This window comes from Gottschalkia acidurici 9a (assembly GCF_000299355.1).
GTDB classification, from domain to species: domain Bacteria; phylum Bacillota; class Clostridia; order Tissierellales; family Gottschalkiaceae; genus Gottschalkia; species Gottschalkia acidurici.
The window spans coordinates 2,799,560-2,813,135 of sequence record NC_018664.1; the positions used below are offsets into that span (position 1 = coordinate 2,799,560).

11 protein-coding genes are annotated in these 13,576 nt (G+C 28.2%); 2 read left to right on the forward strand and 9 right to left on the reverse strand.

All coding sequences use genetic code 11. From position 1 onward, the window contains the following. Positions 1 to 472 precede the first annotated feature (472 nt). On the reverse strand, positions 473 to 1,480 hold the full coding sequence (locus CURI_RS13335; protein ID WP_014968796.1) for a stalk domain-containing protein: 1,008 nt from the start codon (positions 1,478 to 1,480) through the stop codon (positions 473 to 475). Between the two features lie 229 nt (positions 1,481 to 1,709). On the opposite strand from CURI_RS13335, the gene CURI_RS13340 reads away from it, so the two are divergent. Further along, the gene (locus tag CURI_RS13340; protein WP_014968797.1) at positions 1,710 to 2,738 is read left to right on the forward strand and encodes a branched-chain amino acid aminotransferase; all 1,029 of its coding nucleotides are present in this window, start codon (positions 1,710 to 1,712) and stop codon (positions 2,736 to 2,738) included. 60 nt (positions 2,739 to 2,798) lie between these two features. On the opposite strand, the gene CURI_RS13345 is transcribed toward CURI_RS13340, so the two are convergent. From CURI_RS13345 to CURI_RS13365, 5 genes are all read right to left on the reverse strand, one after another. Next, positions 2,799 to 3,632, reverse strand: coding sequence for an MBL fold metallo-hydrolase (locus CURI_RS13345; protein ID WP_014968798.1), 834 nt, complete (start codon positions 3,630 to 3,632; stop codon positions 2,799 to 2,801). Between the two features lie 146 nt (positions 3,633 to 3,778). Further along, positions 3,779 to 4,744, reverse strand: a complete 966-nt coding sequence (msrB, locus tag CURI_RS13350; RefSeq protein WP_041701830.1) for a peptide-methionine (R)-S-oxide reductase MsrB — start codon at positions 4,742 to 4,744, stop codon at positions 3,779 to 3,781. 179 nt (positions 4,745 to 4,923) lie between these two features. After that, positions 4,924 to 7,230: a M56 family metallopeptidase gene (locus tag CURI_RS13355; RefSeq protein WP_014968800.1), complete on the reverse strand. Its 2,307-nt coding sequence runs from the start codon at positions 7,228 to 7,230 to the stop codon at positions 4,924 to 4,926. A 67-nt stretch (positions 7,231 to 7,297) separates the two neighbouring features. Beyond that, the gene (locus tag CURI_RS13360; protein WP_014968801.1) at positions 7,298 to 9,655 is read right to left on the reverse strand and encodes a M56 family metallopeptidase; all 2,358 of its coding nucleotides are present in this window, start codon (positions 9,653 to 9,655) and stop codon (positions 7,298 to 7,300) included. A gap of 72 nt (positions 9,656 to 9,727) precedes the next feature. After that, complete coding sequence (locus CURI_RS13365) at positions 9,728 to 10,114, reverse strand: BlaI/MecI/CopY family transcriptional regulator (protein ID WP_014968802.1); 387 nt, start codon at positions 10,112 to 10,114, stop codon at positions 9,728 to 9,730. A gap of 204 nt (positions 10,115 to 10,318) precedes the next feature. On the opposite strand from CURI_RS13365, the gene CURI_RS16410 reads away from it, so the two are divergent. Then, positions 10,319 to 10,453, forward strand: a complete 135-nt coding sequence (locus CURI_RS16410) for a hypothetical protein (RefSeq protein ID WP_266353502.1) — start codon at positions 10,319 to 10,321, stop codon at positions 10,451 to 10,453. Between the two features lie 40 nt (positions 10,454 to 10,493). Here the strand turns inward: CURI_RS16410 and CURI_RS13370 are convergent, their stop codons facing one another. The 3 genes from CURI_RS13370 to CURI_RS13380 form a co-directional block, all read right to left on the reverse strand. Beyond that, a complete protein-coding gene (locus CURI_RS13370) occupies positions 10,494 to 10,925 on the reverse strand; it encodes a hypothetical protein (RefSeq protein WP_014968803.1) in 432 nt (143 codons plus the stop codon). 310 nt (positions 10,926 to 11,235) lie between these two features. Beyond that, the gene (locus CURI_RS13375; protein WP_041702180.1) at positions 11,236 to 11,919 is read right to left on the reverse strand and encodes a uracil-DNA glycosylase; all 684 of its coding nucleotides are present in this window, start codon (positions 11,917 to 11,919) and stop codon (positions 11,236 to 11,238) included. A 264-nt stretch (positions 11,920 to 12,183) separates the two neighbouring features. Then, the gene (locus CURI_RS13380) at positions 12,184 to 13,353 is read right to left on the reverse strand and encodes an iron-containing alcohol dehydrogenase (protein WP_014968805.1); all 1,170 of its coding nucleotides are present in this window, start codon (positions 13,351 to 13,353) and stop codon (positions 12,184 to 12,186) included. Between the last annotated feature and the right edge of the window lie 223 nt (positions 13,354 to 13,576).

Genomic DNA, 13,576 nt, shown 5'->3' on the forward strand with positions numbered 1-13,576 from the left:
TAAAATTACAATTTGATTAAGTTTATTTAATAGCCCTTTCATTCCTCCTACTAAATACTACTTGTCCAATGTACTTTCACTTTGATTATCACTGATATTTTAGCTATGCAACTATAAAATTAAAATTAGATAATATATATTTATATATTATCTAATTTATTCATTCTATGTGTGTGAAAATTCCCTATTTTTAAAAACCTTTTTTAATTATCATGTTGCTTTTAAACATTTATAAATTTCATCTAATAATATTAAAGCTTATATTAAATTAACCAAAGGATTTAACTGTGTATTAGACACTCCAGAATTTACATCACCTATGTAATTGTATGTTTCTTTGTTTAAGTTTAAAACATTTGTATATGCCATAGTTCTTAGCTTAGTGTATTAAAAATTTATGGTAATTTTTGTTTAACACTAAGTATAAACTTATACCAATTTTTATTGTTTGGTAACTCGAAAATTAATCAACCTATTCTTTATCTATTAATATAGTTCCATCTTCAGACACCTCTAGATTTAATTTTAGAACCTTGTTTGTAAAATCTAAGGGAACATAAGTAGTTCCATCTTTAACCTCTGATTCAGCTCCAAGCTTTAGTATCATCTTTTCAAAGCTATACTTATCTTCATTTAATCCTACCTTTATAAATTTATTACCTTTTGATAATCCTGCTAATTTATTTTCCTTATTCCAAGATACTTTGTATCCTAGAGATTCTGAAATTTCCCTAAGAGGAATCATTGTTACTCCTTTTGATGTATACATATTATTTTTAAGAGCCTTTTCTTTTTTATCTATTAATACCTTATCCAATACTTTTATCTTAGGTTTTAGTGCAATTATTTTATTAGCAGAGGTCTGGCCTGGTATACTCATTGTAACAGAAGGTCCATAGAACACAATTAAATCTTTATTATATATGTCCTCTTCATTTAATAAGCTTTCATTTCTATCAATTAATATAGTTTTGTCAGATATATTTAGCTTCAATTGATTGTCTATGCTAATTAATTCTTCATTAAACTTTGATACTTTGACTGGAGTTAATTCTTCTGCTTCATTTACTACAATAACTGAAGGGTTTAGTATAGGTGAAATATTTCTTTTAGTATCTGTTTTTTCATTACAAAAAACGTTTATTTTTGCACCCTCTTTTAGGTCTTCATGGTTTATAAAGTCTTTTGTTTTATCACTCAGCAGAATTACATCATCACTTATCTTAAACATCGCTTTTTCAAAAGTATCATTATTTTCTATCTCTACTAATATAGATAATCTACCATTGCTTTCTATTATTTCTTTTATTATACCTTCATATTCGTTGTATCTTGAATCACTAATTCCAGCATTTTCTTCAATTAAAACTACAGATTTTCTACTCTCATATAATTTACTATCAAGTAGCTGTGATGCATAAATTTGACTACTCAATAGTATACAAGCTGACAGACTAATCGCCACCACTTTCTTTTTCATATTTTAAAATCCTCCTCTTAAGTTTACTTTTTATAAATCCATCTTTTTACTGTATTATTTACATTATGTTGTAAGATATACGCTCTTTAGTAATTTTTATTTTTTCATATCTAACCAAGTAACCTTCTTTAATGCGATTTATTGTGTTATAATTATACATAAAGTCTTATGATATTTTTTTATTAACTTATACGTATTAATAAATTTATTATATATTGGAGTGATATTTATGAGCAAAACAGTAGATATTGATTGGGATAATCTAGGTTTTAGCTATATAAAAACTGATTATCGCTATATCTCAGTTTGGAAAGATGGTAAATGGGACGAAGGAAAATTAGTTGAAGATAATAAGTTAACTATAAGTGAAGGCTCTACTGCACTTCACTATGGTCAACAATGTTTCGAAGGACTTAAGGCCTATCGTACAAAAGATGGTAAAGTTCAACTATTTAGACCTGATGAAAATGCTAAGCGTATGATTGAAAGTTGTCATAAAGTACTTATGCCTGGAGTTCCAGTTGAAAAATTTATAGATGCATGTAAGCAAGTTGTTAAAGCAAATGAACACTTTGTACCTCCTTATGGTACTGGTGGAACTCTTTACTTAAGACCTTTTGTAATAGGTGTTGGCGATAATATAGGAGTTAAAAGTGCACCTGAATTTATATTCTCAGTATTCTGTGTTCCTGTAGGTCCTTATTTCAAAGGAGGAGTTAACCCAGTTAATTTCTTAGTAGCTCCTGATTTTGATAGAGCTGCACCACATGGTACTGGAGCTGCAAAAGTAGGTGGAAACTATGCTGCAAGTCTTTATCCTCTAAGTATAGCAAAGGAAAAAGGATTTGCTGACTGTATATACCTTGACCCTGCTACTCGTACTAAAGTAGAAGAAGTAGGATCAGCTAACTTCTTTGGTATTACTCATGATGATAAATTTGTTACACCAACTTCTCCTTCTATACTTAGAAGTATAACTAGAATTTCTCTTGAAACTATTGCAGAGGACTACTTAGGCCTTAAAGTAGAGGAAAGAGATGTTTATATAGATAAATTAGATGAATTCAAAGAAGCTGGAGCTTGCGGAACTGCAGCTGTTATTACTCCTATAGGTGGAGTACAATACAAAGATGACTTCCATGTTTTCTATAGTGAAAAAGAAGTTGGACCTATTACTAAAAAACTTTACGATACACTTTGTGGAATTCAATTCGGAGATGTAGAGGCTCCTGAGGGTTGGATGGTAGAAGTAGAATAAAAATTAAAAACTATCAATACTTTAGATTCTTTATAGTATTGATAGTTTTTTAATAATATCCTAGTTCTTATTTCTATTTATAAAGCTCTCTATATAAAATACTTCTTCTTCTGTCACTTCTCTATTAACCTTTTCACTATAACTCTTAGTTAATTCCTCTAAATCAGTTTTATTTCCAACTAAATTTCCTATATCTATCATCATATCAAAGAGTTCTTTCATACTTTTTTTTGTATATACAGGCCTATGCGCTGTAAGATAATATTCAGTATCGTATCTATTTATCTTCTCTATGAGTGGAACTAGTTTCTCCATATGATAGCATTTATGTCTTCTGTTTAAATCTCTATATATTGAATCTCCTAAGAACATTACTTTTTCATTCTCAATATATATAAGATTAGAATCTTCCGAGTGATCTCCTCCTATGTTCTCCACAATACACTTTATGCCACCCAGATCAATTTCAACTTTTCCATTAAATATTATATCTCCATTTGAAATACTCAGTCCTTCAGATACTTGCTTTCTTAACTTTGTAGCAGTACTATGTTTAACTCTACCTAGTTCCTTAACGCTAATTTTTTTATCATTTTCTATTAGAGTCTTTATGTCTTCTATATTTTTATAGTTTTTTTCGTTTAATACTGTTGTAAGATTCATAGTAGATATTCCAGCTACATGATCCCAATGATAATGAGTTATAGCTAGATATTTTAACGGTGGAATATCAAGCTTAGATATTTCTTCTAAAAATTCCTTAGCATGACCCATAGAGTTACCTGCATCCACCACTAAGCTATATTTATCTCCGATTATTAGTCCTAATGCAGGCTGGCATCCTTCATCTTGATATGGTAAATAATAAACTCTTTCAGTTAATTTGTTTAGCATATGTACCTCCTTTTAAATCTTTAGTTACTATACATTTTAACTTAATCTTACACAAAAGTTAACCTCTCTAAAAAACACTAAAGAGCAGATCCGTTTTATCTTGTCTATCATATTAAATCTATATATAAAAAGAGAACTGATTAGTATCAGTTCTTAAATAAATGTAGATATTCACCATATCCTTCTTCTTTTAGTTTATGTTTAGGTATAAATCTAAGTGCTGCTGAATTAATGCAATATCGTAACCCGTTAGGTTTAGGTCCATCATTGAAAACATGTCCTAAGTGTGAGTCACTAGCCTTACTTCTCACTTCAGTACGTACCATACCATGACTTTTATCTACTGCTTCGGTCACCTGTTCTTTATGAATAGGGTCAGTAAAACTTGGCCATCCGCAGCCTGAATCATATTTATCTAATGAACTAAACAAGGGTTCTCCAGAAACTATATCAACATATATGCCTTCTTCTTTATGATCCCAGAATTCATTCCTAAATGGTGGTTCAGTACCATTGTTTTGAGTAACCTCATACTGAATAGGAGTTAAGGTTTGCTTTAGTTCATCATGATTCTTTTTTTTCTTCCAGTTCTTCTTTATAAAATCCTCTCTTCCAGATCCTTTCCTATATGCTCTGTAACGTAACGGGTTCTTCTTATAAAAATCTTGATGATATTCCTCTGCTGAGTAGAAAAATGTTGCTGGTAAAATTTCAGTAACTATAGGTTTGTCAAAGCGTCCACTTTCATTTAACTTTCTTTTAGATTCTTCTGCCATCATTCTTTGGTTCTCATTATGATAGAATATTGCTGTTTTATAAGAATCCCCTCTATCATTAAACTGTCCACCAACATCAGTCGGGTCTATTTGCTGCCAAAATGTATCCAGCAATTTGTCATAAGGAAATATCTCAGGATCATATTTGATTTGAACAGCTTCATAATGTCCTGTATCACCTAAACATACATCCTCATAAGTCGGATTTTCTTTATGTCCTCCAATATATCCTGATAGTACTTCTATTATACCCGGTCTTTCATCGAATGGAGATACCATACACCAAAAACAACCTCCTGCAAATGTGGCTAATTCATAATGGATATTATCAGTCATAGTTAACCTTCTTTCTTAATTATTTTATATTAAGTCTATTATGATAATATCCATTTAAAAAAGATAATACTCAGATTCTTTTAAATATTTAATATACTAGTATTTTTCATCTTAATATTTAATGATTAAAATCACATATTTAAAATATAGAAAACTTGACAGTAAAATAAATTGATTTATTACTTCATTAAATCTTTTATTATATCTTCTATATCTTCATGATTATCTGGTTCTCCATAAACATTAACGTAATATACAATATTATCTTGCTTCCATACATAATCAGTCTGTGTGAAAGTTTCTTTAGGATTATCATAAGTATCAACTTGAGTGTGCACAAAAACATCAATATCATTTATCTTTAAAGAAGTTGTTCTAGACTTATCAACTCTATGGCTTGTGTTAAGAGGACCTTTCTCATTTTTAAAACTATCATCTATACCGCTTTTATCTTTTTCTTTTAAAGAGTCATAATAATTTGTATCTTTACCCTGAATAAAAGATATCTTTATTGAACTACCATCTTGAGAACCGTACGATGTAATCATCACCCATTCATTTCTTATATTATCTAAACGTGCTCCATTAGCTACAAGTTCTTTCGACAAGTTTAAATAAAGTTTAGGTTTAAATCCTAAAATTTCCTCAAACACTTCTAAATCTTTTTTTTCATATATTCTATAAGTGCGATAATTTTTAGATGTATATTTATCTTTGGATACATCTTCAAAGTTCTTAAGTGATGTAACTATCTTTTCTATATCATTTCTAGAAATTCCATAAGGCTTCTCATACTCAATTCCATACCATATATCTTTACTATTCCATATGAAATATTCCATTTCATTTATTTCTATATCTTTAGCATTTGATTCATCACTTGATATTTTGCTAATAGCCCTAGATGTTATAGTAACATTTTGACCATGTATATTAGAAATGCTAAAAGGTTTCTCTTTATATTCTACTGTAATATCTTCAGTTCCATTGCTTCTACTCTTATGTCTATTTTTTAAATTTTCTATAAGATCTTCTTTAGAAACTAAAAAGTTAAATCTTCCTTCTGACTCAAACATTAATTTTGAATTAGGCTTGGATTTACCAAAGGACATTCCTATCAAATTACCTTTATCATCATTAAGAGTTATACTCATTAACTGTGTTTCTGATGGCAAATAGTCAGGAACTTTAAATCTAAAATCTATGAAATCACTTGCTCTATCTAAATTGCTAAATATAAGGCTTCCGTTTCCATTAGAGGGATATAATTTAAAGTCTTCGTTATCCTTTTTTTCCAAACTCTGATTTTCAAATATAGCTGTATTAGAATCTAGTATGTTACCTCCACTACCAGCTAATACTACAGATCCAGATAGTGTAAGAAGCGCAATACTTAAAACAGACATTTTATAAGAACCTTTTTTAAATTTTCTTATCATCATAATTCTCCTTTCAATTTGTGTTTTACTCTCATAAAAGCATAGATTAAGATTGTTTTTATAACTATTACTAAAAAAGTCTTTAGAAAAACTTAATATAGTCATTCCATATTCTACAGATTCATGTTCTTCAAGAACTTCTAATATATAACTATCACATGCTATCTCTCTATCTTCTCTCATCTTTTTCATTGCAAACCATATAACTGGATTAAACCAGTAAAATAGTATCGCTATTATAGAAATCAGATTAGATATTAAGTCTTTTCTTTTATAGTGAGCAAGCTCGTGTAAAATAATATGTAACAGTTCTTGACTTGTAGCTTTATCTAAGACATATTTAGGGATATAAATTTTAGGATTTAAAACTCCATATATAAAAGGACTTTTAAATTCATTATTGCTATAAATAGAGATATTTTTATTTAAACCTAACTTGTCCTTAGATATTTTTAATATATGCTCAATATGTGGATTATTAACTTTATAAAATTCTTTTGTATTGCACTTAAATCTAAAAGTAATAAAGAAAACAAATATAGCCATAACACTAAATCCAGTAATCCATATACATGAGGATATCTTTATTATTTTTTCAATAGAGTCTTTTTCTTGTTCCTTAAATTCATATAATAGTTTTTCTATTTTTAAGGATTTACCCTTTAAAGTATTTTCTTCATACATCTCTTCAGTAGTAATTTTGCTATTATCATTTAATCTAGATATATCACCCGTTCTATACTCTTCTATATCATTATTTAAACTATCCTTGGATTCTTTAGAATTAGATGATTTATATAGATCGGTTTTTTCAAAATCTATTATATCTTTATAGCTTTCTGATACATTGTCTATTAAGTCCAAAGGACTTCCAACAGAAATAGGAAGTAGAAGTCTTATTAATATGAGAAACCATAAAGCATGCTGAAACCTAGGACTAGTATAGTTTTTAAAAAGTTTTTTTATAGCTAATATAAGTATTGTCATAATAGTAGCTATAAACGAAGAGTATAAAACCCATAATAAAGCTTTTTCAAGTATATTCATATAAATACTTCCTTTTAATTTATTTCATTTACTATACAAATTTTATAATAAAAAATAAAATTAAGTTTTAGTTCATAAAAGTCTTTACTATTTCCTTTTGTTTATCTATTTGACCTACAAATACAACCCTATATAGGATATCTTCTTCATTCCATATGTATGTCTTAATAATATCGCGGTTTTGATCAAATTCATACATAAGAACCTTTTTACCTTCTATCATTATTGAGGATTCGTTAGACTTTTCTTCATCAGACAAAATATATTTATTTGTATTTTTTCTTTGATCAAACGTTATACGTGGTGATAAGATCGTATTATCGTTTTGTTGACGCTGTTCATAATATGTAGAAATATTTCTACTTGTCTCAATTGTACTATTAGTCAAAGGCTCTACTCTTGATAAGCTAGGAACGAAGTCGCCATGTAACTTTAAAGGAAGTTTAGGTTTAAACCCAAGAAGTCTTTCAGCTTCTTCCAAGTCCTTTTTATCATATATAATTAAATTGCTATTTAGAAAGTATGGAGATTTATCATTAGAAGATTCAGATATATGATTTTTCCAATATACATCATCAGAATACTTAAATGACATTATTATTTGATTCATATCATCTTTAGAAATTTCTTCTTCTTTAAAATAAGACATATTAATATCATCAATCTTATTGTAATATCTAATTCCATACCATATATCTTTGCTATTCCATATGAAATATTTTTCTACACTTCTAATTTCCTTAGGTTGTGAGTATACTTGTCTATCTATCATTTGACCAGTCTTCATATCCATCACTTGCATTCTATTTCCATCCGAGATTGTATTCTTTTTTATGGTAATGACACTACCCCCTATGCTAGAAATAGTCATATGTTCTTCCTCGAAATTTACATCTACCTTATCAAGATCATTCTCATAACTTTTATTTTTGTTCATAAGATATTCTTTGATATTTTCTTTAGAAACTAAAAGTTTGATATAACTATTTGATCTCAATGGTGTATCATTAGGATATTTCAGATAATCTGTGGAGTATTTAATAAAGTCAAAGTTCGCTATATATTCTTTCTCTTTCTCCAGTGTTAAAGTAGCCGGCTTATATCCTGATGGTAGATAATTAGGAACCTTAAACTCGAAGTTCACAAAATCTTTTAATCTATCTAAAGTACTAAATACAAGTGAATCATCGGAGGAGTATAGCTTAAAATCTGTATCATCTTTGTCTTTATTAATTTGACTTATAGATTTATCTACATTAGAAATAAGTTTGCTGCCATCGGCACTTACTATTGTAACTAAACTAAGTAATATTACAGTTGTAATACTTGTAATAGACATTTTATATGATCCTTCTTTAAATTTCTTGATCATCATGATCCTCCTTTCAATTTGAGTATTATCTTCATAAAAATGTAAGTTGAAGCTTTCTTTATTCCCACTACTTGAGAAGATCTTAGAAAGACTTAATATAGTCATTCCATATTGTATAGATTCATGCTCTTCAAGAACCTCTAAAACACAACTATCACATGCTAATTCTCTATCCTCTTTTATTTTTTTCATTACAATCCATATAATGGGATTAAACCAATGAATAGATAGAGCTATTATAGAAAGTAAGTTGTATAATATATCCTTCCTCTTATAATGAGTGAGCTCATGTAAAATAATGTAAAATAATTCTTTACTATTATTCATATTTAGAATATCCCTTGGAATATAAATCTTAGGTTTTAAAATTCCATATATAAATGGGATATTAAATCTGTCACTACAATAAACTAAAATATCTTTTTTTAATCCTAGTTTTTCTTTAGATACTTCTAACATAGATCTAATTTGTGTATCACTAACTCTTAAAAAATCGTTTGTAATTTTCTTGAACTTTAAGATAGATAAAAGTGTAAAGATAGTCATAATAATAACTCCAATAATCCATAGGTATGAAGATATCATTATAACCTTTTTTATCGAAGCTTTTTCTTTATCCTTAAACTCGTATATTATCTTCTTTAAATTTAAAAAATTACTTTTTAAAGAATTTTCTTCTTTAAATCTTTCAAAACTTTTTTCATTATCTGCATTATTTAAATTAGATACACTATCATTTAAATATTCTTCAGATACATTCTCTAAACTATAAGTAGAGTCTGAAGAATTTAAAATAGTTTGAGTCAAATCTGACTTTCCATAATTCACTATGTTCTTATAGTTTTCTGATACAATATTTATTAAGTCTGAAGGATTTCCAATAGAAGTGGGAATCAAAAGTCTTATTATTATCAGAAACCATAACATATTTTGAAATCTAGGAGTAATGTAATTTTTGAATAGTTTTTTTATCACTAGTATAAGTAACACCATAATAGTAGCAATGAATGAAGAATACAAAGTCCACAATAAAGATTTTTCAAGTATATTCATTTTAATGCTCCCTTTTTAGATTTTTTACTCAATGTATGCTTTTTTAAGTAATAAAAATATAATAAATTTCAACTATTCTTCTAATTCATTTTTCTTTTCTTCTAAAATCTTTTGAAGTTTTTCAATTTCTTTTTCTGACAGCTTCTCCTCTTCTAGAAATTTTGAAAATAGCATGCCGATAGCACCGTCATAAACTTTTTCAAGAAAAGATTTATTTTCTGATTTCACGTACTCATCATAAGAAATTAAAGGATAGTATAGATAACTTCTACCTGATTTCTCAAATGATATTACCTTCTTATTTAAAAGCCTATTTATAAAAGTCTTTATTGTCTGACTTGACCAATCCATCTTATCTGATAAAGAAGATATAATCTCACTAGAAGATAAAGGGCTTGTATTCCATAGAAGTTTCATAACTTCTAATTCTGCCTCTGATATTTTAGAACTGTTACTCATAATAATACACCTCCATATAAGTACAGTTTACGAACGTAAACCTTATTCATAGTCTACATGTGTAAACCATGAATGTCAATATATTATTTAAAAATAAAAAATATATATTCCATATGCTTAAAACATAAAGAATATATATTTTAAAATTAGTAAAAATTATAATAAAGATTGATAAGAAATATAATTATAGAAGGAAGTGATAAGATGAATCCTATATGGCATTACATGTATTCGCCTCTTGCACGAGATAGAATCACTATAGTTCCATTAGCTGTTTATGCAGTATTTATATTAGGATTGGCTATCATGATAGTAATAAAAGAAAAGAAGGAAAAATAAAGTTATAATGATCTAACAATATATCTTTATCTTCTATTTTCTATATTAATTTGTTTTTTATTGTTTTTGTTCCGTTAGGTGTTGAAATCTGCTTTTCTATAGTTTTAACTCCATTTTCATATGTCACTTTATTTTGTACTCCACTATTTTTGTTTTCAACTTTAATTTCTTTCTCTATTGTTTTTGTTCCATTATCTGTTGGTATCTGTTTTTCTATAGTTTTAACTCCATTCTCATATTTTACTTGGCTTTGTACCCCACTATTTGTATTTTCTACGTTTATTTCTTTCTCTATTGTTTTTGTTCCATTACCTATTGGGATTTGCTTTTCTATTTTCTTAACTCCATTTTCATATGTTACTTTATTTTTATAATTTTTATTATAATTTCTTCCTGCTAATACTACTGTTACACTAGAAATAGTCAGTATTGATACTACTAGTGCTGTTACTACTTTCTTAGATTTTTTCATAATTAAACCTCCTTAAACCATATGTATCTTTGATTTCTCGTATGTCATATTTTGTCGTATTGTGTTTCAAGCTCATTATATACCTTTTTATCATTAATGTCTCTACTATTTAAAATAGATAATCCTATAATTTAATACATAATTTATGATATATTCATATTAATTCATTTATTCTTAGTTTTTCTTAGTATCTCTAATTATGTGTAACCTTTCTATCATCATTAAATAAAAATGACAGAGTAATCTTTTACTGTTTACTCTGTCATTTTTGTTTATATTTTTAAATTTTACTATCTATCTTTGTTAATCATTATTTATCTATATTTTCTATCTGCCAATCAATTGGATCTTTTCCTATAGATCTTAAAAAGTCATTAGTCTTAGAAAATGGTTTTGATCCAAAGAATCCTCTACTAGCTGATAGTGGACTAGGATGCACTGACTTTATTATAAAATGATTCTTGTTAATTATTAATTTTTCTTTACTTATAGCATTATTTCCCCAAAGAATGAATACTATAGGATCCTCTCTATCATTTAAAACCCTTATTATTTCATCGGTAAATATCTCCCATCCTATCTTCCTATGTGAATTCGCCTCTCCACCTCTAACAGTCAATGACGTGTTCAAAAGAAGAATACCTTGATCTGCCCACTTCTTTAGATATCCGTTATTTGGTATGTAGCAACCTAAATCACTTTGTAGTTCTTTATATATGTTAACTAGTGAAGGCGGTATTTTTACCTTCGGGTTTACTGAAAAACTTAAACCATGAGCTTGATTAGGTCCATGATAAGGATCCTGACCCAAAATTACTACTTTTGTATCTTTATATGAAGTAAAATGTAGTGCATTAAATATATTATACATGTCTGGATATATTGTTTTCGTTTTATATTCATTAATTAAAAAACTTCTTAATTTTAGATAATAATCTTTTTCGAACTCATCCTTTAAAAGTTCATTCCAATCATTTTGTAAATTTGCTGCCATAGATTCCACCTCTTTCCCTCCCCATATTATATCATAAATATTTTTTATTCAACCTATGTTAAGCATTGATATATTGAATTTTGCCCTATCGCAATTATTTTATCCTTAAAGTATTATCATATAAAATACAAATATCTTTATCCTTTAAAACAAAATAGCTAGTAATTTTACTCTAATGTGTTTTTTATCTTCACATCAGTAAAATTACTAGCTGTTAAAAAAATTAAATATTAGCTTTTTAATTACCTAGCTATTTAGATTTGCCTATATATTTAGCGGTGATCCATAAAACGCAGATTCTAGTACTTTCTTTAGATCTTCTACACTAGTTTCTCTAGGATTTGAACCTGTACATGGATCTAGTAATGCGTTCTCTGCAATATAGTCTATTGTAGAGTTAAACTTTTCTTCATCTACTCCAGCTTCTCCCAGTGTACTTGGTATATCTAGTATAACATTAAAGTAATCTATGGACTCTATCAATGATTCTACTAGTTGCTTTTCAGTTCCTCCCTGTAGTCCTAGCATTCTGGCTATATCAGCGTATCTGTTTAACGCTGTCTTAGAGTTAAACTTAATTACATGTGGAAGTAATATTGCATTACAACATCCATGTGGTATTCCATATTGAGCTCCTATTTTATGAGCTAAACTATGGGAAATTCCTAGTAAAGCATTACTAAATGACATACCTGCTAAACATTGTGCTATATGCATTTCTCCCCTTGCTTCTTCACATCCATTATATGAATCTATTAAATTATCATAAATCATAGATATGGACTCTTTAGCCAATGCATCTGAAAAACTAGATCTATTAGATGCCACGTATGCTTCTATAGCATGGGTAAGTGCATCCATACCAGTATGTGCTACTAGCTTTGGAGGCATAGTTTGTGGTATATCGCTATCTAGAATAGCTATATCTGGAGTTATTTCAAAGTCTGCTAATGGATACTTTATTTTTTGTGAATAGTCTGTAATTACTGAAAATGCTGTTACTTCTGTCGCTGTACCACTTGTAGAAGGAATTGCTACGAAAATAGCTTTATTTCTGAGTTTAGGCATAGTAAATGGATTCTTAATGTCATCAAAAGTCTTTTCTGGATGTTCGTAGAATACCCACATGGCCTTTGCGGCATCTATAGGTGAACCCCCACCAATTGAAACTATAACATCGGGTTGAAATTCTTTCATTTTTTCTGCACCTTTAATTACTGTCTCTACAGAAGGATCTGGTTCCACTCCTGAAAATATTTCTACTTCTAGTCCGGCTTCTTTTAGATACTGTTCTGTTTTCTGAAGAAAACCGAACTTCTCCATCGATGATCCACCTGAAACTATAATAGCTTTTTTGTGTCCTTTAAGATTTTTTAATTCTTCTAGAGCTCCTTTTCCAAAATATAAATCTCTAGGTAATGTAAATCTAGCCATACTTTAACCCCTCCTCAAGTTGTTGTATATCTAATACACAATATATATATCCATATTTCATGAATTTAATTACCCTTTTTAAACTTTATGTAAATAATTACTTAATTCACTTTTAATTTAACAAAGATTTTTATATTTTTTAAACACTATTATTCTTTACTGTTGTATATTAATAAGGTTTATTATATAAAGAATTTAGAAGTTATAGTATAAGACTATTATA